The following is a 25,834-nucleotide window of genomic DNA, read 5'->3' on the forward strand; positions in this document are numbered from 1 at the left end:
CCTAACCAGCACCGCTCCCCCGCCGCCGGGGTGGTGGCCACCCCGGACCGGCGAGTGCCAGGATCGGCGGATGGATCACCTCGTCGTCGCCGCCGAACCGGACCTCACCACCGACGAGCTGCTGCCGCTGTACGAGTCGGTCGGCTGGTCGGCCTACACCCGCCGCCCCGAACAGCTGCGCACCGCGATCGCGGGCTCGTCCTATGTGGTCACGGCGCGGCGGGCCGGGCGCCTGGCCGGCCTCGCCCGCGCGCTCTCCGACGACGCGACGATCTGCTACCTGCAGGACGTGCTGGTGCACCCGGACGAACAGCGGCGCGGGATCGGCCGGACGCTCGTGCGGGCGGTGCTGGACCGCTACTCCGCGGTGCGGCAGAAGGTGCTGCTCACCGATGACGAACCCGCGCAGCGCGCCTTCTACGAAAGCCTCGGCTACGCCGAGATCCGCGACTTCGGCGAGGGCACGCTGCGCGCGTTCGTCCGGTTCGACTGAGGACCGCGCCCCTCAGACCCGCAGGCTCTTGTGCACCAGCGCGTCGCACATCGCGAGCCAGCTCGCCTCCACGATGCTGCCGTGCACGCCGACCGTCGTCCAGTCCTGGTCGCCGTCGCCGGACTTCAGCAGCACCCGGGTGACCGCGTCGGTGCCCGGGTCGCTGAGCAGGATCCGCACCTTGTAGTCGGCCAGCTCCACGCTGTCCAGCCAGGGCAGCGACGGTGACAGCGCCTTGCGCAGCGCGACGTCCAGCGCGTGCACCGGGCCGTTGCCCTCAGCCGTGGCGATCACCCGCTCACCACCGACGTGCACCTTCACCGTCGCCTCGGAGACGACCTCGCCGTCACCGCGGTGGTCGAGCACGACGCGGTAGGACTCCAGGATGAACGGGGGCTCGACCGGGCCGTCGACCTCGTTGCGCAGCAACAGTTCCAGCGACGCGTCGGCGGCTTCGAACGACCAGCCCTCCGCCTCCATCCGCTTCACCTTCGTCACCACGCTGGTGACCGCGTCCGGCCGGCCGGCAAGGTCCACCCCGAGCTCACGTCCCTTGAGCTCCAGGCTGGCCCTGCCGGCCATCTCGGTGACCAGGACCCGCATGTCGTTGCCGACAGAAGCTGGATCGATGTGGTTGTACAACAACGGATCCACCTTGATCGCGCTCGCGTGCAGCCCCGCCTTGTGGGCGAAGGCCGACGCCCCGACGTAGGCCTGGTGGGTGTCGGGGGCGATGTTCGCGATTTCGGCAAGGGCATGGGAGACGCGGGTCAGCTCGGCCTCGGCTCCGGTCGGGAGCACGGGCATGCCGAGCTTGGCCACGAGGTTCCCCGTCACGGCGAACAGGTCGGCGTTGCCGGCCCGTTCCCCGTAGCCATTGGCGGTGCACTGCACGTGCGTCGCGCCGGCCTGGACCGCCGCGATGCTGTTGGCCACCGCGCAGGACGTGTCGTCCTGGCAGTGGATGCCGAGCCGGAAGCCGGTGCGCGCGGCCACCTCCCGCACGGTGTCGGCGACGCCCAGCGGCAGCTGTCCGCCGTTGGTGTCGCACAGCACGACGACGTCCGCGCCGGCGGTGTACCCGGCGTCGAGGACGCGCAGCGCGGTGTCCGGGTCGAACGCGTACCCATCGAAGAAGTGCTCGGCGTCGAGGAAAACGCGGCGTCCTTCCCCGACGAGGAAGGACACGGTGTCGGCCACCATCGCGCACGCCTCGTCGACGTCGACGCGCAGCGCGCGCTCGATGTGGCGGCGGTCGGCCTTCGCGACCAGCGTCACCACCGGGGCCCGGGAGTCGAGCAACGCCCGCACCTGGCCGTCCCGCGCCGCGGTCGTGCCGGCCTTGCGCGTCGATCCGAACGCGACGAGCACCGCGTGCTTGAGCACCAGCTCGCCGTCCGCGGCACGCGCGAAGAACTCGGTGTCCTTGGGCAGCGCGCCGGGCCAGCCACCCTCGATGAACCCGACACCGAGCTCGTCGAGCAACCCCGCGACCGCCAGCTTGTCCGCCACCGAGTAGGAGATGCCCTCACGCTGGGCACCGTCCCGCAACGTCGTGTCGTACAGGTGGAAGTCGTCACCGAGCGGCAGTCCGGCAGGCTCCGTGCGGGTCACGGTCATCTCCTTGCGGTAGTGGTCGGCTTCTCGGGCAACAAAAAAACCTCCCGCGGATGCGAGAGGTCTGCGCGCCAGGTGTCCGATGCGGACACTACCCGGCGCGCCTGCCGATAATGATCACGGCGGAAGAAGCCATAGCGGCATCATGCCACATTCACGCGGGCAGAGGCAAAAATGCGGTGGAGGCCACCCCCGGAATCCGGGAATGGCCTCCACGTGCCGGGAACGGTCAGGCGGCGGGTCGCGTGTTCGACGAGACCAGGGCCGCCAGCCGGTCGCCGATCGCCTGGGTGGTGCCGGGGTTGGCCTGGTCGCGGGTCGCCAGGTCGAAGGCGACGGACGCCTCGATCCGGCGGGCCGCCTCGCGCTGGCCCAGGTGGTCCAGCAGCAGCGACACCGACAGCACGGCGGCGGTCGGGTCGGCGATGCCCTGCCCGGCGATGTCCGGCGCGCTGCCGTGCACCGGCTCGAACATGCTCGGGTTGCGGCGCGTGATGTCCAGGTTGCCGCTGGCCGCCAGGCCGATGCCGCCGGTGACCGCGGCCGCGAGGTCGGTGATGATGTCGCCGAACAGGTTGTCGGTGACGATCACGTCGAACCGGCCCGGGTCGGTCACCATGTGGATGGTGGCGGCGTCGACGTGCGAGTAGGCGACCGTGACGTCCGGGTGCTCGAGCGACACCTCCTCCACGATCCGCGACCACAGCGACCCGGCGTGCAGCAGCACGTTGGTCTTGTGCACCAGCGTGAGGTGCTTGCGCGGCCGCTCCTCGGCCCGTTTGAACGCGTCGGAGACCACGCGCCGGATGCCGAACGCGGTGTTGACGCTCACCTCGGTGGCGATCTCGTGCTCGGTGTCCTTGCGCAGCAGGCCACCGTTGCCGGCGTACGGGCCCTCGGTGCCCTCGCGCACCACCACCATGTCGATCTCGGCGTTCGGGTCGGCCAGCGGGCCGCGCACCCCCGGGTACAGCTTGGCCGGGCGCAGGTTCACGTGGTGGTCCAGCTCGAACCGCAGGCGCAGCAGCAGGCCCCGCTCCAGGATGCCGCTGGGCACGGTCGGGTCACCGACCGCGCCGAGCAGGATCGCGTCGTGCTGCCGGAGCTCGCCCAGGACCGACTCGGGGAGCAGCTCACCGGTGGCGTGCCAGCGGGCCGCGCCGAGGTCGTAGTTCGTGTACTCCACTGTCGGAGCGACCTCGCCGAGTACCTTCAGGGCCTCGGTGATCACTTCGGGTCCGATCCCATCACCTGGGATCACCGCCAGCCGCATCAGACACCTCCGTCGATCAGGGCCACGGCGCGCGTTCGCGTGCCCGTTTGCCCACATACTCCAGCGACGGCAGGTTACCGGCTGTCGCCAACGGACCGAAGTGGCACCACCCTTATGACGGAATCTCCCGACAAGTGAGACACCCGGACGGCGGATTCACCCCGCCGGCCGGGGCCGCCGTCAGCCCAACGGACCTCCGTCGATCCGGATGACGCTCACCCGGTTGCCGTTGCCGTCGTGGTGTTTCAGCGCCAGCAGCCCGAGCACCGTGTCCTGCTGTGCGGACACCGGGTTGCGGGTGACGACCAGCGACGTGCCCGGCTCCGCCGAATAGCTCAGCGCGGCACCGCCGGTGCCGGACACCGAGTAGCCCGGGGCCAGCGCGTCGAACGTCATCGGCGTCTCGATCGAGTCGATGAGCCGGTTCTCGCTGCTGGGCGCCACGTAGAAGCCGGTGGTGCCGACCGCGTAGCCGATCCGGTGGGAGGCGGCGTTCGGGTCGATGCCCAGCGCGGCGATGCTGACCGGCAACAGCACGACGTTGGTGTCGAACACGTTGGTGTCCACGTCGCCGAGCTGGCCGTTGACCGCCTGGACGTCCACGGTCGGATAGCCCTCGGCGTTGAGGTTCACGGTCTTGACCAGCCACACGTCGGTGCCGCTCGGCTTGGTCACGTAGGACTCGAAGTCGGGCTTGCCGTCACCGGTGGTGTCGATGTCGACGAACGGGATCGTGTTGCTGCCCAGGTTCGCCCAGTTGCCCCAGGTCGAGATCCCGAACGCCAGCAGCGCCTGATCCGGGTGGCCCTCCTGCCGGGCCTGCGCGATGTTCGACGCCACACCGGCGTACTGCAGGTCGCCGCCCTTGGCGGTGTCGTTGATCGTGCAGCCGTCGGTGATCCGCCCGCGGCACTCCGGCAGCCGCGGCGACTGGCCCTGCAGCTCCAGGACGCTGATCAGCGACTCGTACCGCTGGCTGCCGGTGCCCTGGTCGATCCCGCGGCCGCGGAGGGTGAACCGCGTGGTGTCGCCGCGGAAGTTCAGCGCGCGCGGGGTGTCGATCGCGGACACCGGCTTCGGCGCCGAGTACACCGGCACCCGCAGCGCGGGACCGGCGACGCCGGCCGGGGTCAGCACGACCCGTCCGGAGGCGTCGGCGACGAACTGCCGGGCCATCCCGGCCTGCTCGGTCGAGGCCGTCGGGTCGATCACCTTGCGCAGGGCCGCCGGATCGGTGATCCGCAGCGTGACACGGACGCTCGCGGTGCCGTGCGGGCGCAGCTGCACGGACTTGTCCGACAGCTGGTACTGCACGCCGGGCAGGGTGGTGATGCCCTCGTAGGCCACCGAGTAGCGGGCGGGCCGGTCGCCCTTGTTCACCACCTGGATCGTCTTGGTGAGAGTCGTCGGACCGCCGGCCTCGACGGTGCCGAAGGTGACGCTCACCGCCCCCCGGTCGTCCCGCGAGTAGGCCAGCACGTCGTCGGTCAGCGCGGCCTGCGTATCCACCCGGCCGGCACCGGCGCGCTGCGGCGCGTAGGTCTTGCCACCGGCCACGATGTCGTGCCCGGCGGTGTTCATCACCAGTGCCTTGATCTCCTCCACCGACCAGCCGGGGTGGGCCTGCCGCAGCAGCGCGGTGACGCCCGCGGTCAGCGGCGTGGCCATCGACGTGCCGGAGAGGACCGTGCGGCCGGTGCCGCTGCCGCGCAGAGCCGACGAGATCGTGTCACCGGGCGCGGACACATCCGGCTTGACGGCCGGGGCGCGCACCCCGCGCGAGGTGAACGAGCTCGGGGTGTCCACAATAGACGGATCGGACGTCGGCAGGCTCGTCCGGCCCGCACCGGAGAGGCGGACGGTCAGCGTGCCCGCGTCCAGCGCCGGGCGGATCTGGTTCGTCGCCGAGGCGGTGAACTGGAACATCGGGATCGCCGCGTTGCCCGCGATGCCGGCGCCGAAGTGCTCGACGCCCGAGGACAGCAGCACCCCCGCGGCGCCCGCGGCCTGCGCGTTGCCGGCGCGGGCGGCCGAACCGCAGGCGCGGGTGGAGTCGTTGTCGTCCCACTCCAGCCACGCGAGTTTGCCGGCGACCGCGGCCTTGTCGGCGTCGGAGTAGGGCGCGCAGCCGTCCGCGTCGCCCGCGGACAGCTTCACCACCGGCGCGGCCAGATCGAGCGTGTCGTAGCCGGTGAAGTTCTGGCTGTACTGGCCGCCCTTGGGACCGGCGATCCCGGCGGGCGCGGTCACGTCCGCCGCGTCGCGCAGCACCGAGGCGTCCCGGCTGGACGCGACGGTGAGCGCCTCCGGCGTGTTGCCCGGCGAGCCGCCCACGTCGTAGAGGTCACCGCCGTTGCCCTCGGCGATCACCGGCAGCACGTTGTTCGCGGCGAGCTTGCGCACGAACAGCGAGTCCGGGTCGTCCGGCGCACCGAAGTCGCTGCCCAGCGAGAGGTTCACGATGTCGAGGTGGTCGTCGAAGTCACCGTCGCCGTTCGGGTCCAGCGCCCAGTCCAGGGCCTGCGAGGTGGCGCTCGTGGAACCGTGGCAGCCGAACACCTTGATCGCGTACAGCGACGCCTTCGGCGCCATGCCCGGGCCGATCTTCAGCGCGGTCAGGGAGCCGGCGGTGAGCCCGGCGTAGTCGCCGGTGAAGGTGCTGCCGTCGGCGTTCACGCCGTACCCGGCGACCGTGCCGGCCACGTGCGTGCCGTGCTCACCGCAGGCGAGCGGGTTCGGGTCCGGCTTCGGCGTGTCCGCGCCGGGTGTGGCCGCGTCGTAGTCGTCACCCACCAGGTCGGTGCCGCCGACCACCTTGGCGTTGGGGAACAGCGGGTTCGGGGCGGTCCGGTCCACGGCGTCGTAGGCCGCCTTGGTGCCCGGGCCGCCGAAGTCGGCGTGGGTGTAGTCGATGCCGTCATCGATGACGCCGACCCTGACCCCGTCACCGAAGCGGCCGGTCTGCTGCCACGCGGTCAGCGTGCCGGTCAGCTGCGCGGTGCTGGAGTTGCTGCGGGTCTTGGGCACGACCGGGCGGATCGACGCGACGTCGGAACGCGCGGCCAGCTCGCGGATCTTGGCGGCGTCGGCGGTCACCACCACGCCGGACACGGCGTTGGCGGTCGAATACAAGACCTGGGTGCCCGCGTCCAGCGAGCGCAGCTGGCCCAGCACCGAGTTCACCGCCCCGGCGACCCCGGCCCTCGCGTTGTTCGCCGCCTGCTTCGCGCGGTCCTTGCCCGCGCCGCGCTCGGCGTTGAACGCGTCCACCGCGGGCTGCTGGGTGAGCTCGACGAAAGCGGTCGTGCGGCCCTGTGCCGCGGCGAGCCGGGGTGGCAGCTTCCCCGGCAGACCGGCCCCGGCCACCTTGGCCGCGGGTACGCCGGGCGCGAGCGGCTCGTCCTGAGCCGCCGCGCTGCCGGTCGCGAAACCGGTGGCGGCCAGCGCGGCGGCGAAGACGGCCGCGAGCGACCGCCGGGTCCCGATTCTCATGCTTGTTCGCACCCTCACTCCGATCAACGCGAGGGTGCGAACTTAGCCGGTGCGCCGCGGATGCGACTAGAGCGGATCGGAGTAATCAGACTTTGGGAGGTATCCCGCGTCAGGCGAACGTGACGGCACGGATCGTGCGCGCCCCGACCGTCGCCGCGATCGGCTCCAGCAGGTGGGAATCCACCTCGCGGTCGACGCGCAGGATCATCACCGCGTCCGAACCGTCCGTGGTCTGGCTGATCTGCGCCGCCTCGATGTTGACCGACGCCTCGCCCAGCAGGGTGCCCACGCGGCCCATGATGCCCGGGCGGTCCGGGTACTCCAGGAGCAGCATGTGGCCCTCGGCCCGCAGGTCGAAGTGGCGGCCGTTGACCTCGACCAGCTTCTCCACCTGGTTGTTGCCGGTGACCGCACCCGACACCGACAGCACACTGCCGTCCTCGTGCACCGCGCGGACGGTGACCAGGCTGCGCCAGTTCGGGCTCTCCGGCTCGGTGACGATTTCGGTGCGCACGCCGAACTCCTCGGCCAGGCGCGGCGCGTTGACGAACGTGACCTGGTCCTCGACCACCCCGGAGAACACTCCGCGCAGCGCGGCCAGCGACAGCACGCCGACGTCCTCCGAGGACAGCTCGCCGCGGACCTCGACGGTGACCGCCGACGGCGCCTTCTGGCTCAGCGCGGCCAGCACCGTGCCCAGCTTCTGGGTCAGCGGCAGGTACGGGCGGACCTCCTCGCCCACCACGCCACCGCTGGCGACGTTCACCGCGTCCGGCACGAAGTCGCCGCGCAACGCCAGCAGCACCGACCGGGCCACGTCGGTGCCCGCGCGATCCTGCGCTTCCGCGGTCGAGGCACCGAGGTGCGGGGTGACGACGACGTTGGGCAGGCCGAACAGCGGGCTCGCGGTGGTCGGCTCGGTGACGAACACGTCGATGCCGGCACCGCCGACGTGACCGCTGCGGATCGCCTCGGCGAGCGCCTCCTCGTCGACCAGGCCACCACGCGCGGCGTTGACGATGATCACGCCGGGCTTGGTCTTCTTGAGGGCCTCGGCGTCGATGAGGCCCTTGGTCTCCGGGGTCTTGGGCAGGTGGATCGAGATGGCGTCGGCGCGCTGGAGCAGCTCGTCCAGGCTCACCAGCTCGACGCCGAGCTGAGCGGCACGGGCGGCCGAGACGTACGGGTCGTAGGCGACGATCTTGGTGTCGAACGCCGCCAGCCGGGCCGCGAACAGCTGTCCGATCTTGCCGAAGCCCACCACGCCGATGGTCTTGCCGTTGATCTCGACACCGCTGTACGACGAGCGCTTCCACTCGCCGGCCTGGAGGCTCTGGTTCGCGGCCGGGACCCGGCGGGCGACGGCGAGCAGCAGCGCGACGGCGTGCTCGGCGGCGGAGACGATGTTCGACGTCGGCGCGTTCACCACGAGCACACCGCGCGCGGTCGCGGCCGGCACCTCGACGTTGTCCAGCCCGACACCGGCCCTGGCGACGACCTTCAGCCGCGTCGAGGCACCCAGCACCTCGGCATCGACCTTGGTCGCGGAGCGGACCAGCAGCGCGTCGGCGGCCTTCACCGCCTCCAGCAGCGCCGGGCGGTCGGTGCCGTCCACGTGCCGGACCTCCACCTCGTCGCCGAACACGGCCAGCGTGGACGGGGCGAGTTTTTCGGCGATGAGGACGACCGGCTTGCTGGGGTTGGTCACGATCAGGCTCCCGTGGACGCAGCTGGGGTCAAACGACGCCCGCGAGTCTAGTCGCGCAGCTCACCGGGGCCGTCAACGGGAGCACAACCCGGCGAAGACGAGATCGAGCAGCCGGTCCGGGTCGCCGGCGTGCTCGCTGGCCCAGCCGGCCGCGTGCACCATCAGCAGCACCTCGTCCGGCGCCAGGTCCGCGCGCAGCTGACCGGACTCCTGGGCGCGGGCGACGAGCCGGGCGGCGGCCGAGCGCATCCCGCGGCAGGCGCGGTGGAGGTCGGAGGTCTCGTCGTTGAGCGCGTCCGCGGTCGCGGCGGACAGGCCGCGGAACGTGGTGGCGGTGCCGAGCATGCCGCGCGCGAAGGTGCGCAGGGCGGCGAGCGGGTCGTCCTCGCCGAGCAGCGCCTCCGCGGCTTCGGCCTGCGCGTCGAACCTCGCCCCGAGCAGAGCTTCCAGCAGCACCTCGCGGCTCGGGAAGTGCCGGTAGAGCGTGCCGATGCCGACTCCCGCACGCCGCGCGATCTCCTCCAGGGATGCGTCGATGCCGGACTCGCCGAACACGGCACGCGCCTCCGCCAGCAGGCGCTCGTAATTGCGGCGGGCGTCGGCGCGCAGGGGACGGGTGCTGCTCATCACGATCCACTGTAGGCGTGACAAACCGGAGGAGCCCTCCGTACAGTGAACCGGAGGACCCCTCCGAAAGGACCTGTAGATGAAGTCAATAGGTGTGTGGCTCTTCGGTGGCTACCCGACCACCGTCGAGGTCGAGCGGGAGCAGCTCGCCCGGATCGACGCGCTCGGCTACGCGTCGGTGTGGATGGGTGAGACCATCGGCGGGCGGGACGCGTTCGTCCGGTCCGCGGTGTTCCTCGGCGCGACCAGCCGGATCACGGTCGGCACGGGGATCGCCAACGCGTGGGCGCGGCCCGCGCCGACCGCGCAGGCAGCGGCGCGCAGCGTGAGCGAGGCCCACCCCGGGCGCTTCGTGCTCGGCATCGGCATCGGGCACCCCTACCAGGCCGAGAGCACCGGGCAGTCGTACGCGAAACCGCTCACCGCGATGCGGGACTACCTGTCGCGCATGGACGAGGAGGCGGCCACCAACCCGCCCGCGGCGCCGTTCCCCCGGGTGCTGGCCGCGATCGGGCCGAAGATGCTGGAGCTGTCCCGGGACGCCACCGACGGCGCCCACCCGTTCGCCATGCCCGTCGAGCACACCGCCTTCGCGCGGAAGATCCTCGGGCCGGGGAAGCTGCTGATCCCGCACCAGGCGGTGCTGCTGTCCACCGACCCGGCGCGGGCACGGGCGATCGCCCGTGAGATGGCCCGCCAGATCCTGCAGGTCAAGGCGTACGCCAAGGCGTGGCGCGACTTCGGCTACGGCGACGAGGTGACCGACCGCCTGGCGGACGCACTCGTCGCCTGGGGCGACGAGGAGACGATCGCGCGCCGGGTGCGGGAGCAGCTCGACGCTGGTGCGGACCAGGTCCTCCTCTCCCCCACCGGCGTGGATCTGCCCGGTGCGGTGGACCAGCTGGCCCGGCTGACGCCGGCGCTCGCAGCGCTGACGGCGCTGCCGGAGGTGGCGGCATGAGCGTCGGCATCTGGACCTTCGCCTTCGACGGCGCGCCGATCGGCCAGGTTCGCGAGGCCGCCGCCGAGATCGAGGAACTCGGGTTCGACGCGCTGTGGTTCGGCGAATACCCGGGGCGCGAGGCGCTGACCCAGGCAGCGCTGCTGCTGGGCGCCACCTCGCGGATCACCGTCGCCACCGGAGTCGCCCGCTTCGACCGGCGCAGTCCGGCCGGCGTCGCGGGCGGCGCGCGCACCCTGGCGGAGGCCTACCCGGGACGGTTCGTGCTCGCTCTCGGCGGCCACGCCAGGGGCGGGAAGCCGGTGGAGACGGTCCGGAACTACCTGGACGAGATGGACGCGACGGAGTTCACCAGCCCCGAGCCGGTTCCGCGGCCGCGACGCCTGCTCGCCGCCCTGGGCCCGCGGATGCTGCGGCTCGCCGCCGAACGCGCCGACGGCGCCCACCCGTACTTCGTGCCACCCGAGCACACCGCGCTGGCACGGGAAATCCTCGGCCCGGACGCCTACCTCGCGGTCGAGCAGGGTGCTGTGCTCGACGGCTCGCGCGGCCTGGAGATCGCCCGCGCCGAGGTCGGCACGTACCTGGGGGTGGCCGCACACCACCGCGTCAACCTCAAGCGCCTCGGCTTCACCGACGACGACCTCGCCGCCGGCGGCAGCACGCGGCTCGTGGAGGCGGTCATCGCCATCGGCGAGCAGAAGGCCGCCGACCGGATCCAGGCGCACCTCGACGCCGGCGCGGACCACGTGTGCGTGCAGGTGATCACCGGCGAGCCCGGACTGCCGCTCGCGGGCTGGCGGCAGCTGGCCGGACTGGTGCGCTGAGGCCGGCCGCTCAGTCCGCGGTCAGCCCGGCCAGGTCGTGGAACTCGCCGTCGCGGGCGCCGGCGACGAACGCGTCCCATTCGGACGGTGTGAACACCAGGAGCGGACCGTCCGGATCGGTGGCCTTGCGCAGCACGGTGTAGACGAGCCCGTCGGTGTGCCCGACGTGGGCGAACTCCAGTTCGCCGCCGGTGACCTGCCACCGCGCCCCGGTGAGATCCAGTGCAGTGCGCACCCGGGCCTTGTTGGCCGCGTTGGCCGCGTCGTCCTCCACCGGGCCACGGTAACTCCGCACGAACGCAGGGACCTCCCCGGGGCGCGCCCCGGGGAGGTCCCTGTGCGTCCGGCCGGACTCAGGCCGTCTCGGTGATCGGCCGGTCCACCCACGACATCAGGCCGCGCAGCTTCTTCCCGGTCTCCTCGATCGGGTGCTGCTCACCGGCCTCCTGCAGCTTGCGGAAGTTCGGCCGGCCCTGCTCGTCCTCGGACACCCACTCGCGGGCGAAGGTGCCGTCCTGGATCTCGCCCAGGATCTTGCGCATCTCCTCCTTCACCGCGGGGGTGATGACCCGCGGGCCGCGGGTGAGGTCGCCGTACTCGGCGGTGTCGGAGATCGAGTAACGCATCCGGGCGATACCGCCCTCGTACATGAGGTCGACGATGAGCTTGAGCTCGTGCAGCACCTCGAAGTAGGCGATCTCGGGCGCGTACCCGGCCTCGGTCAGCACCTCGAACCCGGTCTGCACCAGCGCGGACGCACCACCGCAGAGGACGGCCTGCTCACCGAACAGGTCGGTTTCGGTCTCCTCCTTGAAGGTGGTCTTGATGACACCGGCGCGGGCGCCACCGATGGCGGCGGCGTAGGCCAGCGCGAGCGCCTGCGCGTTGCCGGAGGGGTCCTGCTCGACCGCGATCAGGCACGGCACGCCCTTGCCGTCGACGAACTGGCGGCGGACCAGGTGGCCCGGACCCTTCGGCGCGACCATCGCCACGTCCACATTGGCCGGAGGCTTGATCAGCTCGTAGCGGATGTTGAAGCCGTGGCCGAAGAACAGCGCGTCGCCGTCCTTGAGGTTGGGCTCGATGTCCTCGGCGTAGATGAAGCGCTGCTTGGTGTCCGGCGCGAGGATCATGATCAGGTCGGCCTCGGCGGACGCCTCCGCCGGGGTGAGCACCCGCAGGCCCTCCTCCTCGGCCTTCGCGCGCGACTTCGACCCCTCCGGAAGACCGATGCGCACATCGACCCCGGAGTCACGCAGGCTCAGCGCGTGCGCGTGGCCCTGGCTGCCGTAGCCGATCACCGCGACCTTGCGACCCTGGATGATGCTGAGATCGGCGTCGTCGTCGTAGAAGATTTCGACTGACATGAGGGGACTGAATTCCTTTCGGGTTCTAAAACTTCACCGGGGCGCGGAGGCGGTGATCGACCGGGGACCCCGGCCCACCGCGACCATGCCGGACTGCACGATCTCACGCACGCCATACGGCTCCAGCATGCGCAACAGGGCACTGAGCTTGTCGCCGGTGCCGGTGGCCTCGATCGTGAGCGCCTCGGGCGAGACGTCGACCACCTTCGCACGGAACAGCTGGACGGTCTCCAGCACCTGGCTGCGCACCGTGGCATCGGCCCGGACCTTGACGAGCAGCAGTTCACGCTGCACCGACACGGCGGGCTCGAGCTCCACGATCTTGATGACGTTGACCAGCTTGTTGAGCTGTTTGGTCACCTGTTCGAGCGGTAGCTCCTCAACGGCGACCACGATCGTCATCCGGGACACCTCGGGATTCTCCGTGGGCCCGACGGCGAGGGACTCGATGTTGAAACCGCGGCGGGAGAACAACCCGGCGACTCTCGCGAGCACCCCGGGGACATTCTCCACCAACACGCTCAGGGTATGCCTGGTCACTGCGAAACCTCGTCGTCGTCGAACAGCGGGCGGATGCCACGCGCGGCCATGATCTCGTCGTTCCCGGTGCCGGCCGCCACCATCGGCCACACCTGGGCGTCCTTGCCGACCACGAAATCGATCACGACAGGGCGGTCGTTGATCTCCATCGCCCGGCGGATGACGTCGTCGACCTCGTCCTGGGTCTCGCACCGCAGCCCGGCGCAGCCCAGAGCCTCGGCGAGCAGGGTGAAGTCCGGGATCCGGTGCTTGTGCGTACCGAGGTCGGTGTTGGAGTACCGCTCGGCGTAGAACAGGTTCTGCCACTGGCGGACCATGCCGAGGTTGCCGTTGTTGATGACGGCGACCTTGATCGGGGCGCCCTCGATGGCGCAGGTGGCCAGCTCCTGGTTGGTCATCTGGAAGCAGCCGTCCCCGTCGATGGCCCACACCTGCTTGTCCGGCACGCCGAACTTGGCGCCCATCGCGGCCGGCACGGCGTAGCCCATGGTGCCCAGCCCGCCCGAGTTGAGCCAGGTCCGCGGGTTCTCGTACTTGATGAACTGCGCGGCCCACATCTGGTGCTGGCCGACACCGGCGGCGTAGACCGCGTCCGGGCCGACGATCTGGCCGATCCGCTCGATGACGTACTGCGGCGACAGCGTGCCGTCCGCGGGCCACTCGTAGCCGGCCGGGAACGTGTCGCGCCAGGAGTCGATCTGCGTCCACCACGGCGCCAGGTCCGGCGCGCCGGCCCGCTCGGTCTCGGCCTGCACCGCGTCGATCAGCTCGGTGATGATCTCCGCGCAGTCACCCACGATCGGCACGTCGGCCTTGCGGTTCTTGGAGATCTCGGCCGGGTCGATGTCGGCGTGCACGACCTTGGCCTCCGGCGCGAACGACTCCAGCTGACCGGTCACCCGGTCGTCGAAGCGGGCGCCCAGCGCGACCAGCAGGTCGGCGCGCTGCATCGCGGCGACCGCGGCGACCGACCCGTGCATGCCGGGCATGCCCAGGTGCTGGCGGTGCGAGTCGGGGAACGCGCCGCGCGCCATCAGCGTGGTCACCACCGGGATGCCGGTGAGCTCCGCCAGCCGCTTCAGCTGCGCCGACGCCTGCGCCTTGATCACACCGCCACCGACGTAGAGCACCGGGCGGCGGGCCTGCGCGATGAGCCGCGCGGCCTCGCGGACCTGCTTGCCGTGCGGGCGCAGCGTGGGCCGGTAGCCGGGCAGGTGCATCTCCGGCGGCCAGGAGAACGAAGTGGTCTCCTGCAGGACGTCCTTGGGGATGTCCACGAGCACCGGGCCGGGGCGGCCGGTCGAGGCCAGGTGGAACGCCTCCGCGATCACGCGCGGGATGTCGACCGGGTCGGTCACCAGGAAGTTGTGCTTGGTGACCGGCATGGTGATGCCGCAGATGTCGGCTTCCTGGAAGGCATCGGTCCCGATCAGCGGACGGCTCTGCTGGCCGGTGATCGCCACGACCGGCACCGAGTCCATGTTCGCGTCGGCCAGCGGGGTGACCAGGTTGGTCGCGCCCGGGCCGGAGGTCGCCATGCAGACCCCGACCTTGCCGGTCGCCTGCGCGTACCCGGTGGCCGCGTGGCCCGCGCCCTGCTCGTGACGGACGAGGACGTGCCGCACCTTGGTCGAGTCCAGAAGCGGGTCGTACGCCGGCAGGATCGTGCCGCCCGGAATCCCGAAGACCACCTCCACGCCCATCGCCTCGAGCGACCGCACCAGCGACTGCGCTCCGGTCACCCGGACCGGGGTGCCGGCGGGGGGAGCGGGCTTGGGGCGGCTGCCCAGCTGGGCGGGCGACGCGGCCGACGGAGTTCCTCCGGCTTTCGGTTCCGATCGCGACGTGGCGCTTGTCATCAGTTCTGCCTCGTGGGTCTCGTGGGGCTTCTCGTCAGTGGTCTGGTGGTCTGGTGGTCTCGGGTGTCGGGGCTGTCTGTGCTGTCGGGGCACTGCCTGGGCAACAAAAAACCCCCGCCGACCGGGAAGGTCGCACGAGGGTCGCGCGTCGACGCAGGTGGGCTCGATCGGTCCCTACGCGTCGACGCGCGGGAGAAGTACGAGGCCAATCTGCGGTGTCACGGCGCTGACGGTAACGGGTGGTCGCGGACGGTGTCAACTCTGCGGGACAGTGATCCCGGATACTGGGCACGATGCCCGGCACGATCCTGGGCACGATCCTGGGCACACCCGGGGGAACGGCCCCGGTCCGCGAAAGGCACCATGGGCCACGTGGCCGAAAACCAGCACCGGGACCGGAAGGCCGTCTTCCGCATCCCGCTGATCGCGTTGCTCGCCGTGGTGTTCCTGGCGGTGTGCATGATCCCCGCCGCGTTCGCCGACGTGCCCGGGCTGTGGGTCATGTACGTCGTGCCGATCGCGCTGGCCGTGTTCATCGTGCGCACCCGCACCGTCGCGTCCTCCCGCGGCCTGAGCGTGCGGACCGTGTTCAGCCACCGCGAGCTGCCCTGGTCCTCGCTCAAGGGACTCGCGATCAGCGACAAGGCGAAGGTGCGGGCCGTGCTGGCCGACGGCAGCGAGGTCCCGCTGCCGTCCGTGCGCACCCGTCACCTGCCGGTGATCTCGCTGGTCAGCGAGGGCCGGATGAAGGACCCGACCGGGCTCACCGACGACTTCGACGCCGACGGCGCCGACGTGGGCGAGGACACCGGTCCGGACTGATCACCGCGGGCGTAACCTGACGGACATGCCTGCTCTGCGCTCCCGAACAACCACCCACGGCCGCAACGCCGCGGGCGCCCGGTCCCTGTGGCGGGCCACCGGGCTGACCGACAGCGACTTCGGCAAGCCGATCGTCGCGATCGCCAACTCCTACACCCAGTTCGTGCCCGGGCACGTACACCTCAAGGACCTCGGCGACATCGTGGCCGGGGCGATCCGCGAGGCCGGCGGGGTGGCGCGCGAGTTCCACACGATCGCGGTGGACGACGGCATCGCCATGGGGCACAGCGGCATGCTCTACTCGCTGCCCTCGCGCGAGATCATCGCCGACTCGGTCGAGTACATGGTCAACGCGCACCAGGCCGACGCACTGGTCTGCATCTCCAACTGCGACAAGATCACGCCGGGCATGCTCAACGCCGCGATGCGGCTGAACATCCCGACCGTGTTCGTCTCCGGCGGCCCGATGGAGGCCGGCAAGGCGGTCGTCGTCGACGGTGTCGCCCACGCGCCGACCGACCTGATCACCAGCATCTCCGCCTCGGCCAACCCCGCCGTCGACGAGGACGGGCTGTCCATCGTGGAGCGGTCCGCGTGCCCGACCTGCGGGTCGTGCTCGGGCATGTTCACCGCGAACTCGATGAACTGCCTCACCGAGGCGCTGGGCCTGTCGCTGCCGGGCAACGGCTCGACACTGGCCACGCACGCCGCCCGGCGCAAGCTGTTCGAGGACGCCGGCCGCACCGTGATGGAGCTGTGCAAGCGCTGGTACGGCGAGGACGACGACAGCGCGCTGCCGCGCTCGATCGCCAACCGCAAGGCGTTCGAGAACGCGATGGCGCTGGACATGGCGATGGGCGGCTCGACCAACACCGTGCTGCACATCCTGGCCGCGGCGCAGGAGGGCGAGGTCGACTTCACGATCTCCGACATCGACGCCATCGGCCGCCGCGTGCCGTGCCTGTCGAAGGTCGCGCCGAACTCCGACTACCACATGGAGGACGTGCACCGCGCCGGCGGCATCCCGGCGATCCTCGGCGAGCTGCACCGGGCCGGGCTGCTCAACGAGGACGTCACTTCCGTGCACTCCCCTTCCCTCGAGCAGTGGCTGTCCACCTGGGACATCCGCGGCGGTTCGGCCTCGGCGGAAGCGATCGAGCTGTTCCACGCCGCGCCCGGCGGGGTCCGCACCACGGAGGCGTTCTCGACGTCGAACCGGTGGACCGAGCTGGACACGGACGCGGCGAACGGCTGCATCCGCGACATCGCGCACGCCTACACCGCCGACGGCGGGCTGGCGGTGCTGCGCGGCAACCTGGCCGAGAACGGCGCGGTGATCAAGTCCGCCGGCATCGACGAGGAGCTGTGGCGGTTCCAGGGACCGGCGCGCGTGGTGGAGAGCCAGGAGGAGGCCGTCTCGGTCATCCTGGGCAAGAAGATCCAGCCGGGTGAGGTGCTCGTGGTGCGCTACGAGGGCCCCGCCGGCGGCCCGGGCATGCAGGAAATGCTGCACCCGACGGCGTTCCTGAAGGGCGCCGGGCTGGGCAAGAAGTGCGCGCTGATCACCGACGGCCGGTTCTCCGGTGGCTCGTCGGGCATCTCGGTCGGGCACATCTCGCCGGAGGCGGCGTCCGGGGGCACGATCGGCCTGGTCGCCGACGGGGATCAGATCCTGATCGACGTGCGCGAGCGCAAGCTGGAGCTGCTGGTGGACGACGACGTGCTGGCGGAGCGCCGGGCGAAGATGGAGGCGTCCGAGCGGCCGTGGCAGCCGGTGGACCGGCAGCGCCCGGTCACGGCGGCGCTGCGCGCCTACGCGCGGATGGCCACCTCGGCCGACACGGGTGCGGTCCGCGACCCGAACCGGTAAACGGTGTGGTGGAGGGCCCCGGCGGTATCCGCCGGGGCCCTCCGTCGTTTCCGGCCCCGGGCGCGCCGGCTGATGCCAGAATGATCCGGATCGGCACGGGAGATGGGGGTGCGGGGTGCTCCGCGACGAAGACCTGACCGACCTGGAGCGCGAGCTCGTCCTGGCCATGGACAAGGACGATCAGGCGCAGCTGTACGCGAAAACCGGTGATCCCGCGGCCGACGACCCGGCGAACGGTGCCGATTGGCCCGCGTCGCGGCAGATCCGGGCCGAACTCCTCGCGGAGTTGCTCACCGGCGCGCGCCCGGTGCAGCGGGGCCGGATGGTCATGCTGATGGGCGTGCGCGTGGTCGGCTCGCTCAACCTCACCTCCGCCACCCTGAGCCGCGTGCTGATCCTGGCGCAGTGCCACGTGGACGAGACGATCGAGCTCATCGACGCGCGCACGTCGCGCATCGCCCTGATCGAATCCCACCTCGGCGGGCTGAACGCACAGCGGGCACGTATCGACGGTTCGCTCAACCTGCGCCGCAGCCGCACCTCCGACGCGGTGATCGACCTGCTCGGCGCGCACATCGACGGTCAGCTGATCCTCAACGGCGCCCAGCTGCGCAACTCACGTGGCCCGGCGCTGCGCGCGAACGGGGTGACCGCGGTGCAGGGCATCTTCCTCGGCACCGATCTGCTCGACGACCGTGAGCCGCAAGCGTTTTCCGCCGAGGGCGTGGTGGACCTGTCGAACGCGTCCAGCGGATGGGGCCTGGACCTGTCCGGCGCGCGCCTGAGCTCGCCGCGGCAGTACGCGCTCCTGGCCGAGCGGGCCTCCCTCACCGGGGAAGCGGTGTTCGAGAACGCCGAAATCGACGGCGCGATCAGCTTGCAGGACGCCCGGATCAGCGGTTCGCTGTTGCTGACCGGCGCCCGGATCACCTGCTTCGGCTGGTCCGCGCTCTACGCGCCGCGGCTGGCGGTCGGCCAGGACGTGCGCGGTAACCCGGTCGTGCGCGGTGGCGTGGAGCTCACGGACGCGCGCATCGACGGCAACCTCGACCTGCGCGGTGCCCGCGTGAAGCAGCGCGGCGGCACGGCGCTCGCGGCGCAGCACCTCATCGTCGGCCGGTCGGTGTTCTGCGCCGACGGCTTTCACGCCACGGGCGTGGTCAACCTGCGGGGCACCAGGGTCGGCGGCTCACTGGACCTCGGCGGGGCGCGGTTCACCAACCCCGGTGGCATCGCGCTGAACGCGAACCGCGTGACAGTGCCGGGCGAGCTGCACGGCGACAAGTCCACCTTCCGGGGCGAGGTCCTGCTGCGCAACGCGCAGGTGGCCACTGTGGACCTCAGCGGAGCGCGCCTGCTCAACCCGGGCGGCTCCGCGCTGTCCGCCGACACCCTCCGGATCGACCGTTGCCTGTTCGGCCTGAACCGGTTCACCGTCCGGGGCAAGATCGTGCTCACCGGCTCGTCGATCCAGGAGATGCAGCTCACCGGCGCGCGGCTGTCGAACCCGGGGGGTGCCGCGGTGGTGGCGCGGGGGCTCACGGTCCACGACGACCTCAAGGCCGACGACCTGATCGCGCGCGGCGCCGTGGAGTTGCCGGACGCCCGGCTGGGTGTGCTGGACCTGACCGGCGCCGAACTCGCCGGGAGCCCCCGGAGCCTGGCGCTCGACCGGGCGCGGATCGGCCGGTTGTCGCTGCGGTTGCGGCGGGCACCGGAGGGCGCCGTCGACCTGGGCAACGCGAGCGCCGAGGTCCTCGACGACGAGCCGCGCACCTGGCCGCGGCACCAGCGGCTCAACGGGTTCACCTACCGCTGGCTGGCCAACGACGACGTGCCGGTCGCCCAGCGCCTGGACTGGCTGGACCGCAACGAGGGCCGGTTCGCGCCGGGCACCTACGACCGGCTCGCCGCCTGCTACCGCGACTCCGGCCGGCTCGAGGACGCCCGCCGCGTCGCGTACGCCAAGCAGCGACGGCGGCGGCGCGAGCTGCACTGGCCGGGCAAGGTGTGGAACACGCTGCTGGAGGTGACGGTGGGTTATGGGTACCGGCCGTGGCTCGCCGGGGTGTGGCTCAGTGCCCTGCTGGCCGTCGGCGCGGTGGTGTTCGGCCTGACCTACCCCGGCGGTTTCGTCGCGAAGGGCGTGGACGTGCCGCGGTTCAACGCCTTCGCCTACGCACTGGACGTGGTCCTGCCGGTGGACCTCGGTCAGCAGACCGGGTGGTTCCCGCAGGGCCTCGCGGTGACCACGAGCTGGGTGCTGCTGGTCGGCGGCTGGATCCTGGCCGCGGCGCTGATCGCGGGCGTCACCAATGCGCTGAAACGGGACTAGCGGGCCAGCACGATCACCACGACGGCCGCGGCGGCGGCGACCAGCAGGAAGAACGCACCGAACGGCACCGGACGGCGGCGCCAGGGTGTGTTCAGGTCCAGTGCGACGCGGCCGGATCCGGTGAACAGCAGCGCGAACGCCACACCCGCGAGCAGCAGCTCGAACTCGAATCCGTTCGGCTCGAAGAACCCGCCGCGCCACTGCGCGTAGACGGCGTTCGCGGTGACGCCGAGCAGCGCGGCGGCGCCGATCTGGGTGAACAGGCCCAGCACCACCAGCAGGGCACCGACGAGCTCGCTGAGACCGGTGATCCACGCCAGCAGCGTCGGCTGGGCGGTGTAGCCCAGCGATTCCAGCATGCGCGCCGTCCCGGCGATGCCCGGGCCCTGGAACAGGCCGAACACCTTCTGCAACCCGTGCGCGCCCATGATCGCGGCGAGCAGCACCCGCAGCACGAGCAGCGCGAAGTCCAGGCCACCGTGGTAGCGGTTGACCGGTGGCGACGGCCGGTCCTCTACGCCGGAGAGCATGCTGGTGCCGCCGTCGTCCGGTGCGGGGTAGTACCCGGACCCGGTGAACGGGTTGCGGGCCGGCGGATCGTCCTGCGGGCTGGTCACCCCGCGCAGGGTAGGACATCGGTTGCGGGGACGCGACCGGTTCCGGGCCCGCCCGCGGCCGTGGCGTGATCAGGCGGCCGGTTCCCGGGCCCCGCCGAGCCGGCCGGCCAGGTCCGCCAGGTCGCCGGTGTGCAGGTCGAACCGGTCCGCGGGGGCGGGCGGATCACCGACCGGGCGGGCGACGTAGGCGGTGCGCAGACCGAGCGCCTGCGCACCGCGCAGGTCCCAGGCGTGGGCGGCGACCATCAGCAGCCGCTCCGGCGGTCGCCCGGACACGGTGACGGCGAGCTGGTAGACCGCCGGGTCCGGTTTGTACGTCCGGGCGTCTTCGGCGGACAGCGCCTGGTGCCAGCGCAGTCCGGCGTGGGCGTTGAGTTCCAGCAGCGCGGTCCGGCTCGCGTTGGAGAGCCCGATCAGCGGGAACCGTTCGGCGAGCCGGGCGAGCCCGGCCACGGTGTCCGGCCACGGCGGGAGCCGGCGAGCCGAACCGGCCAGCGCCGCCACGGCGGCCGGGTCGTCGATCCCGGCGGCGGCCGCGACCAGCTGAGCGGCCTCCCGGTTGAGGACGTCGGTGGTGCGGTAGGGCCGGTCACCGTCGAGGACGCGACGCTGTTCGCGGTCGATGTGCTGCTGCCACATCGAGAGCAGCTGCTCGATCCGGGGCTCGTCCAGCGCCGGGTCGAGCGCACGAATACCGGCGCGGATACCCGCGGATTCGTCGACGAGCGTGCCGAGCACGTCGAAGACGATCGCATCGATGTCCAGCTGGGGCATGGGCGAGGTCTCCGGTAAGGGGTAAAGTCGCTATTAACCGAAAAACGTACGGGAGGCTCGCCGCGGATGCAAGTAGCGCTGGACGAGTACGCCTGGGCGGCGGGAGTCGCGACCGAGCTGGTCAACACCACCGCCGAGGTCTGGCGGGGCGACGACCGCCTGCCCGGCCTGGCCGCACTCGTCGCGTTCGCCGACCGGCACGGCCCGGGGCACGACGACGGCTCCGCAACGCTCGCCGGACTCGCGCGCCGCGGCCGCGAAACCGACCTGCAGGCGGTCCACGCACTACGGACCACCGTGCGCGACCTCATCGATCACCCCGAACGGGACCGCCTCGTCGTCGGCGCCACCGCGCTCACCGCGCCCGCCCAGGGCATCACCCTGGTTCCCGGTCCCGCACACGGCAGCGGCACGCGGTGGGCCGCCTGCCTCCCCGCGGAAGCCACCGTCACCGACGCCCTCTCGGTGATCTGCGGCATCGGCATCCTCGGGGTCGTGCACGTCCTCGGCGCGCAGCGGTTCCGCCAGTGTGGTGCGCCGACCTGCCGGGGAGCCTTCATCGACACCACCCGGCCGGGCCGTCGCCGCTATTGCATGCCCGGCCTGTGCGGCAACCGCACCAACGTGGCCAACCACCGTGCCCGCAGGGCCGCGGCCCGCGGCCCGGAGCAGACCGGCGCCGGCGACGTGTCCGGTCAGGACACTTGACCGCTTGCGCGGGACGCGGAACTCGTTGCCCTCGGGGTCGCGCAGGGTGACCCGGCCGAGCCCGTCGGCGGTGCGGTGGTCCTCGTGCGGTCTAGTATTCCCCGCGCACCAGGTTGTGCGGCAGCTCCCCGCCGGCGTAGCGGGCGATTTCCGCCGCCACCACCGCGTACGAACGGCGCTGGCTGCCCGTCACCGAGCCGGCCACGTGCGGGGTCAGCACCACGTTCGACGCCGTCCACAGTGGATGATCCGCGGGCAGCGGCTCCGGGTCGGTGACGTCGAGCGCGGCGCGCAACCGGCCGGCCCGCAGCTCGGCGAGCAGCGCCGCGGTGTCGACCACGGGTCCGCGAGCCGCGTTGACGAGTATCGCGCCGTCCGGCATGGCGGAGAGGAACTCCGCGCCGGCCATCCCGCGGGTGCGGGAGGTCAGCGGCACCACGAGGACGGCGACGTCGTGCCCGGGCAGCAGCGCGGGCAGCTCGTCCACCGCGTGCACCCCGTCCCGTCCGGTCACGCCGACCATCGTGACCTGCGCGTCGAAGGCCACCAGCCGGCGCTCCAGCTGCCGCCCCAGGTCCCCGGCGCCGACCACGAGCACCCGCTTGTCCTGCAGCGTGCCGGTGGCGTGCGGGTCCCACCGGCGCGCGGCCTGACCGGCGGCGAAGCCCGGCAGCTCACGGTAGATCGACAGCAGCACGGCCACGACCCATTCGGCCGTGCTGCCACCGTGCGCGCCCCGGCAGGTGGACAGCAGGACCCCGTCCGGCACCGTGCCGATCCAGTTCTCCGCGCCCGCCGACAGCAGCTGGATCAGCTTCAGGTTGGGCAGCGCGCCGAGCACGGTGGCGCGCTCCTCGGGCCGGTGCGCACCGGGCACGAGGACCTCCGCCTCGGCGGCCTCGGCCGGCAGCGGCTCCCGCCAGCTGTAGCGGACGGGACGCACCCCGGCGAGCTCACGCAGTGCGTGCACGCCGTCTTCGTCGGGAACCAGAACCGTGACGGGCATGATCGCCACGGTACTTACCCGTCGTTCACCAGGCGGCACCTAGGCTGGGCGGGTGCGCGTCGGGATGGGGAAGGCTCCGCGGCGGCCGTGGTGGCTGCTCGCGGCCTGCGGGCTGCTGCTGAGCGGCTGCGCCCAGTTCGACGACCGGGCCGCGAACCAGACGTTCGAACCGGCGCCCCAGCTCACCGCGCCGGCCGGTCCCCAGCCTCAGGTACCCGAGGCCGACGGCGGCGCCGACCCGTCGCGGCCGAGCACCCCGCAGACGTCGATCCCGCCGCCCCAGGGCTGCACCGACTACGACCAGTCGGTCATCGCGACCTGCCTGGACACCGTGTCCGCCGTCGCGGCCCTGCCGAACACCGGGGCGGCGCCGGGCGCACTGGCCGCCGAGCGGAAGACCGGCCGGATCGTGCAGGTCACGGCGGGCGGCCCGGCCGCCGAGGTGAGGCGCCTGGACGTGCAGGCGACGGGCGACGGCGGTCTCACCGGGCTCGCCCTGTCCCCCACCTACTCCGAGGACCAGCTGGTCTTCGCCTACGTCACGACGGCGACGGACAACCGGGTGGTCCGGTTCACGCGCGGCCAGCAGCCGAAGCCGGTGCTGACGGGCATCCCGAAGGGCGCGACGGGCAACCGCGGCGCGATCATGACCGACGGGAGGGGCGCGCTGCTCGTCGCGACGGGCGACGCCGGCAACCCGGCCGCCGCGGCCGACCCGCGATCGCTGGCCGGGAAGGTGCTGCGCATCGACACGGCCGGCAACGCGGCCGAGGGCAACCCGGCGCCCGGGTCGCGGGTCTATGCCAGTGGGGTGCACTCCCCCGGCGGCCTGTGCAAGGCGACGGACGGTTCCCGCACCTGGATCACCGACCGCGCCGCGGACGTGGACGCGCTGTACGCCGTCACACCCGGCGCGTCGCTGTCCGTACCGACCTGGACGTGGCCGGAGAAGCCGGCGCTGGCGGGCTGCGCGGACAGCGGCACGTCGATCGTCATCGCCACCTCGGTGGGGGCCAACCTGCAGGAACTGCCCATCACGCTGGACGGCTCGGTCGGCGGCAAACCGAAACCGCTGATGGACGGCAAGAACGGCACCGCCTACGGCCGCTACGGCGCCCTGGACCAGATCGACAGCCAGTTCGCCCTGGTGGGAACCGTCAACAAGGACGGCGGCCGGCCGGTGTCCAGTGACGACCGGGTGGTGCTGATCTCACTGCAGGCCACCCCCGGCGGCGGCAGCGGCAAGGACTAGCACCCACCGGCACGCCGACCGCAGGGCGTTCAGATTCCCGCGTGACGCCCGGGGTCCAGGAACCCCACGGACCCCTGACCGCGCAGCACGAGATCCGCGGCCACCCGCCCGATCGCCGGGGCCATCTTGAACCCGTGCCCGGAGAAACCGCCGAGCACCACCACGTTCGGCACCCCCGGCACGGCCCCCACCAGCGGGTGGCCATCGGCGGTGTAGCCGTCCATGTGCACGGAAACCCGGTGCGGATAGGGATGCAGCTCCGGCAGGCAGCCCTGCACCAGTGAGCTGATCGCCGACAGCGCGGACGGCCGCACGTCCCGGTCGAGCGCGTCCGGATCGGCCACCGGATCTTCCGCGACCAGCGCCACCTTCACCGAGCCACCGTCGAAGGTGGGAATGCCGAAGACGTGCCGCTCCCCGCTCTGCCGGATGAAGACCGGGAACCGCTCCGGGCCGTACCGCGCCGGGTCGGTGGTCGCGAACCACGTCATGACGATCCGCCGCACATGCACCGCGCCCGCCAGTGCCGGAACCAGCCGGGCGGTCCACGGCCCACCGGCCACCACCACCTGCCGCACGGTGAAGCGCCGCTCCCCGGCCGTCACCACGACGTGGTCGCCGAACGGCTCGATCGCGGTGACAGCCGTCCCGCTGTGCACGCGGGCGCCCAGCGAAACCGCCCGCGTCACGGCCGCGATCACCGCGAATTCCGGCCGCAGCACGCCGGCCGTGTGGTCGAGCACCGCCATCTCGCCATCGGCCAGCCGGTGCTGCGGGTACCGCCAGCGCATCGCCGCGGCGTCGAGCACCTCCGCGGGCAGCCCGAAGCGTTCGATCGAGGCCAGCACGTTGGCCATCGCCTCGGTACCCTCGGCGCCGATGGTGAGCCCGCCGGTCGCGGTCAGCAGCCGGCCGCCGGATTCGGCCTCGAGCTCCCGCCACAGCCGGTGCGCTTCCCGCAGCAGCGGCACGTACTCCGGCCCCTCCTGGTAGGCGGTGCGGAAGATCCGCGACTCACCACCGGCCGCGGACCGGTCGTGCCCGATGCCGAACTGCTCGAACCCGAGGACGTCCGCCCCGGCCCGGGCGAGCTGCCACACGGTCATCGACCCCAACGTGCCGAGCCCGACCACCGCCACGTCGGCGTCGACAGCCATGACCTCCCCCATTCAGCGGCGCCGCAGCGCGCGAACGTCCAGCACCGCGGCGGCCACGGAAGCGACGCCGCCGAGCATCGCCAGGTACCGGCCGATCCCCGCGTACCACACGATGCCGCCCTGGCTCAGCAGCGCGCGGGTGTCCTCGTCGAACTGCCGGCCCATCGCGAACCACGCGAGCAGCATCAACACCAGCGCCACCGCGGCGCAGATCAGCCACAGGTGCGGCAGCCCGGCCGCCCGCACCTTGCGGAACTGTCCGAACGCGACGACCGCAACCCCGGCGACGAGCAGCAACAGCGGCCCGCACCAGGCCAGGAACCCGCCGGTCCACGCGTCCCGCGCGACGTCCGAGGCAGGCAGGTCCCGCAACGCCTCCTCGACGACCTGGTCCTGCGCCGACAGATTCGTCCACGGCAGGAACAGGGCGAGCGCGGCAAGCACGCCCGCCGCCAGAGCCGTCCACTCGCGCCAGCTGACGCGCGCGAACGAGAACCGCGCCGGCTCCGCGGACACCTTCGCGGGCATC

22 protein-coding genes are annotated in these 25,834 nt (G+C 72.0%); 8 read left to right on the forward strand and 14 right to left on the reverse strand.

Annotated elements, in window-relative coordinates:
* The first annotated feature begins 70 nt into the window (after window positions 1–70).
* On the forward strand, window positions 71–493 hold the full coding sequence (locus FHX45_RS09200) for a GNAT family N-acetyltransferase (protein ID WP_167098724.1): 423 nt from the start codon (window positions 71–73) through the stop codon (window positions 491–493).
* A gap of 12 nt (window positions 494–505) precedes the next feature.
* Here the strand turns inward: FHX45_RS09200 and cimA are convergent, their stop codons facing one another.
* The 5 genes from cimA to FHX45_RS09225 all read right to left on the reverse strand — a co-directional run bounded on the left by cimA (window position 506) and on the right by FHX45_RS09225 (window position 9,210).
* The gene (gene cimA, locus FHX45_RS09205; RefSeq protein WP_167098727.1) at window positions 506–2,107 is read right to left on the reverse strand and encodes a citramalate synthase; all 1,602 of its coding nucleotides are present in this window, start codon (window positions 2,105–2,107) and stop codon (window positions 506–508) included.
* Window positions 2,108–2,339: 232 nt separating this feature from the next.
* Window positions 2,340–3,383, reverse strand: coding sequence for a 3-isopropylmalate dehydrogenase (locus tag FHX45_RS09210; RefSeq protein WP_167098732.1), 1,044 nt, complete (start codon window positions 3,381–3,383; stop codon window positions 2,340–2,342).
* 180 nt (window positions 3,384–3,563) lie between these two features.
* Window positions 3,564–6,875, reverse strand: coding sequence for a S8 family serine peptidase (locus tag FHX45_RS09215; RefSeq protein WP_167098735.1), 3,312 nt, complete (start codon window positions 6,873–6,875; stop codon window positions 3,564–3,566).
* Between the two features lie 109 nt (window positions 6,876–6,984).
* The gene (serA, locus tag FHX45_RS09220; protein ID WP_167098738.1) at window positions 6,985–8,583 is read right to left on the reverse strand and encodes a phosphoglycerate dehydrogenase; all 1,599 of its coding nucleotides are present in this window, start codon (window positions 8,581–8,583) and stop codon (window positions 6,985–6,987) included.
* A gap of 72 nt (window positions 8,584–8,655) precedes the next feature.
* The gene (locus tag FHX45_RS09225) at window positions 8,656–9,210 is read right to left on the reverse strand and encodes a TetR/AcrR family transcriptional regulator (protein ID WP_167098741.1); all 555 of its coding nucleotides are present in this window, start codon (window positions 9,208–9,210) and stop codon (window positions 8,656–8,658) included.
* A gap of 79 nt (window positions 9,211–9,289) precedes the next feature.
* Between FHX45_RS09225 and FHX45_RS09230 the strand changes: the two genes are divergently transcribed.
* Together FHX45_RS09230 and FHX45_RS09235 are read left to right on the forward strand one after the other, a co-directional pair.
* Window positions 9,290–10,171, forward strand: coding sequence for a TIGR03620 family F420-dependent LLM class oxidoreductase (locus FHX45_RS09230; protein WP_167098744.1), 882 nt, complete (start codon window positions 9,290–9,292; stop codon window positions 10,169–10,171).
* Complete coding sequence (locus FHX45_RS09235) at window positions 10,168–10,998, forward strand: TIGR03620 family F420-dependent LLM class oxidoreductase (protein WP_167098747.1); 831 nt, start codon at window positions 10,168–10,170, stop codon at window positions 10,996–10,998. Before FHX45_RS09230 ends, FHX45_RS09235 begins: the two co-directional genes overlap by 4 nt.
* Window positions 10,999–11,008: 10 nt before the next feature.
* Here the strand turns inward: FHX45_RS09235 and FHX45_RS09240 are convergent, their stop codons facing one another.
* The 4 genes from FHX45_RS09240 to FHX45_RS09255 form a co-directional block, all read right to left on the reverse strand.
* On the reverse strand, window positions 11,009–11,272 hold the full coding sequence (locus FHX45_RS09240; RefSeq protein ID WP_167098750.1) for a DUF397 domain-containing protein: 264 nt from the start codon (window positions 11,270–11,272) through the stop codon (window positions 11,009–11,011).
* 79 nt (window positions 11,273–11,351) lie between these two features.
* Window positions 11,352–12,365 carry a ketol-acid reductoisomerase gene (gene ilvC, locus FHX45_RS09245; protein ID WP_167098753.1) on the reverse strand — a complete coding sequence of 338 codons (1,014 nt, stop codon included), beginning with the start codon at window positions 12,363–12,365 and terminating at the stop codon, window positions 11,352–11,354.
* Between the two features lie 33 nt (window positions 12,366–12,398).
* Window positions 12,399–12,905, reverse strand: a complete 507-nt coding sequence (gene ilvN / locus FHX45_RS09250; protein ID WP_167098756.1) for an acetolactate synthase small subunit — start codon at window positions 12,903–12,905, stop codon at window positions 12,399–12,401.
* Window positions 12,902–14,764 (reverse strand): acetolactate synthase large subunit, encoded by a 1,863-nt coding sequence (locus FHX45_RS09255; protein WP_167098759.1) that lies wholly within the window; start codon window positions 14,762–14,764, stop codon window positions 12,902–12,904. Before FHX45_RS09255 ends, ilvN begins: the two co-directional genes overlap by 4 nt.
* Window positions 14,765–15,127: 363 nt before the next feature.
* On the opposite strand from FHX45_RS09255, the gene FHX45_RS09260 reads away from it, so the two are divergent.
* The 3 genes from FHX45_RS09260 to FHX45_RS09270 all read left to right on the forward strand — a co-directional run bounded on the left by FHX45_RS09260 (window position 15,128) and on the right by FHX45_RS09270 (window position 19,791).
* Window positions 15,128–15,586, forward strand: coding sequence for a PH domain-containing protein (locus FHX45_RS09260; protein WP_208405861.1), 459 nt, complete (start codon window positions 15,128–15,130; stop codon window positions 15,584–15,586).
* A 25-nt stretch (window positions 15,587–15,611) separates the two neighbouring features.
* Entirely contained in the window at window positions 15,612–17,456 is a 1,845-nt protein-coding gene (ilvD, locus tag FHX45_RS09265) for a dihydroxy-acid dehydratase (protein WP_167098764.1), read from the forward strand.
* A gap of 115 nt (window positions 17,457–17,571) precedes the next feature.
* Complete coding sequence (locus tag FHX45_RS09270; RefSeq protein ID WP_167098767.1) at window positions 17,572–19,791, forward strand: hypothetical protein; 2,220 nt, start codon at window positions 17,572–17,574, stop codon at window positions 19,789–19,791.
* On the opposite strand, the gene FHX45_RS09275 is transcribed toward FHX45_RS09270, so the two are convergent.
* Window positions 19,788–20,408: a DoxX family membrane protein gene (locus tag FHX45_RS09275; protein WP_167098770.1), complete on the reverse strand. Its 621-nt coding sequence runs from the start codon at window positions 20,406–20,408 to the stop codon at window positions 19,788–19,790. The genes FHX45_RS09270 and FHX45_RS09275 overlap by 4 nt on opposite strands.
* 69 nt (window positions 20,409–20,477) lie before the next feature.
* The gene (locus FHX45_RS09280; RefSeq protein ID WP_167098773.1) at window positions 20,478–21,182 is read right to left on the reverse strand and encodes a haloacid dehalogenase type II; all 705 of its coding nucleotides are present in this window, start codon (window positions 21,180–21,182) and stop codon (window positions 20,478–20,480) included.
* A 66-nt stretch (window positions 21,183–21,248) separates the two neighbouring features.
* Between FHX45_RS09280 and FHX45_RS09285 the strand changes: the two genes are divergently transcribed.
* Window positions 21,249–21,890 carry a CGNR zinc finger domain-containing protein gene (locus tag FHX45_RS09285; RefSeq protein ID WP_167098776.1) on the forward strand — a complete coding sequence of 214 codons (642 nt, stop codon included), beginning with the start codon at window positions 21,249–21,251 and terminating at the stop codon, window positions 21,888–21,890.
* 91 nt (window positions 21,891–21,981) lie between these two features.
* Here FHX45_RS09285 and FHX45_RS09290 read toward each other — a convergent pair whose 3' ends face one another.
* The gene (locus tag FHX45_RS09290) at window positions 21,982–22,896 is read right to left on the reverse strand and encodes a 2-hydroxyacid dehydrogenase (protein WP_167098779.1); all 915 of its coding nucleotides are present in this window, start codon (window positions 22,894–22,896) and stop codon (window positions 21,982–21,984) included.
* Window positions 22,897–22,948: 52 nt separating this feature from the next.
* Between FHX45_RS09290 and FHX45_RS09295 the strand changes: the two genes are divergently transcribed.
* Window positions 22,949–24,148, forward strand: a complete 1,200-nt coding sequence (locus FHX45_RS09295) for a PQQ-dependent sugar dehydrogenase (protein WP_341771408.1) — start codon at window positions 22,949–22,951, stop codon at window positions 24,146–24,148.
* Between the two features lie 29 nt (window positions 24,149–24,177).
* Here the strand turns inward: FHX45_RS09295 and solA are convergent, their stop codons facing one another.
* Window positions 24,178–25,305 (reverse strand): N-methyl-L-tryptophan oxidase, encoded by a 1,128-nt coding sequence (solA, locus tag FHX45_RS09300; RefSeq protein WP_167098782.1) that lies wholly within the window; start codon window positions 25,303–25,305, stop codon window positions 24,178–24,180.
* Window positions 25,306–25,317: 12 nt separating this feature from the next.
* Window positions 25,318–25,833 carry a hypothetical protein gene (locus FHX45_RS09305; RefSeq protein WP_167098785.1) on the reverse strand — a complete coding sequence of 172 codons (516 nt, stop codon included), beginning with the start codon at window positions 25,831–25,833 and terminating at the stop codon, window positions 25,318–25,320.
* Window position 25,834: the final 1 nt, after the last annotated feature.

It is taken from the genome of Amycolatopsis granulosa (assembly GCF_011758745.1).
Lineage (GTDB): Bacteria > Actinomycetota > Actinomycetes > Mycobacteriales > Pseudonocardiaceae > Amycolatopsis_E > Amycolatopsis_E granulosa.

Bases quoted from the DNA above. Each gene is read 5' to 3' on its own strand.
- FHX45_RS09200 (WP_167098724.1), top strand. From the start codon at position 71: ATGGATCACCTCGTCGTCGCCGCCGAACCGGACCTCACCACCGACGAG.
- FHX45_RS09210 (WP_167098732.1), bottom strand. From the start codon at position 3,383: ATGCGGCTGGCGGTGATCCCAGGTGATGGGATCGGACCCGAAGTGATC.
- FHX45_RS09215 (WP_167098735.1), bottom strand. From the start codon at position 6,875: ATGAGAATCGGGACCCGGCGGTCGCTCGCGGCCGTCTTCGCCGCCGCG.
- FHX45_RS09225 (WP_167098741.1), bottom strand. From the start codon at position 9,210: ATGAGCAGCACCCGTCCCCTGCGCGCCGACGCCCGCCGCAATTACGAG.
- FHX45_RS09230 (WP_167098744.1), top strand. From the start codon at position 9,290: ATGAAGTCAATAGGTGTGTGGCTCTTCGGTGGCTACCCGACCACCGTC.
- FHX45_RS09235 (WP_167098747.1), top strand. From the start codon at position 10,168: ATGAGCGTCGGCATCTGGACCTTCGCCTTCGACGGCGCGCCGATCGGC.
- ilvC (WP_167098753.1), bottom strand. From the start codon at position 12,365: ATGTCAGTCGAAATCTTCTACGACGACGACGCCGATCTCAGCATCATC.
- FHX45_RS09255 (WP_167098759.1), bottom strand. From the start codon at position 14,764: ATGACAAGCGCCACGTCGCGATCGGAACCGAAAGCCGGAGGAACTCCG.
- FHX45_RS09260 (WP_208405861.1), top strand. From the start codon at position 15,128: ATGGGCCACGTGGCCGAAAACCAGCACCGGGACCGGAAGGCCGTCTTC.
- ilvD (WP_167098764.1), top strand. From the start codon at position 15,612: ATGCCTGCTCTGCGCTCCCGAACAACCACCCACGGCCGCAACGCCGCG.
- FHX45_RS09280 (WP_167098773.1), bottom strand. From the start codon at position 21,182: ATGCCCCAGCTGGACATCGATGCGATCGTCTTCGACGTGCTCGGCACG.
- FHX45_RS09285 (WP_167098776.1), top strand. From the start codon at position 21,249: ATGCAAGTAGCGCTGGACGAGTACGCCTGGGCGGCGGGAGTCGCGACC.
- FHX45_RS09290 (WP_167098779.1), bottom strand. From the start codon at position 22,896: ATGCCCGTCACGGTTCTGGTTCCCGACGAAGACGGCGTGCACGCACTG.
- solA (WP_167098782.1), bottom strand. From the start codon at position 25,305: ATGGCTGTCGACGCCGACGTGGCGGTGGTCGGGCTCGGCACGTTGGGG.
- FHX45_RS09305 (WP_167098785.1), bottom strand. From the start codon at position 25,833: ATGCCCGCGAAGGTGTCCGCGGAGCCGGCGCGGTTCTCGTTCGCGCGC.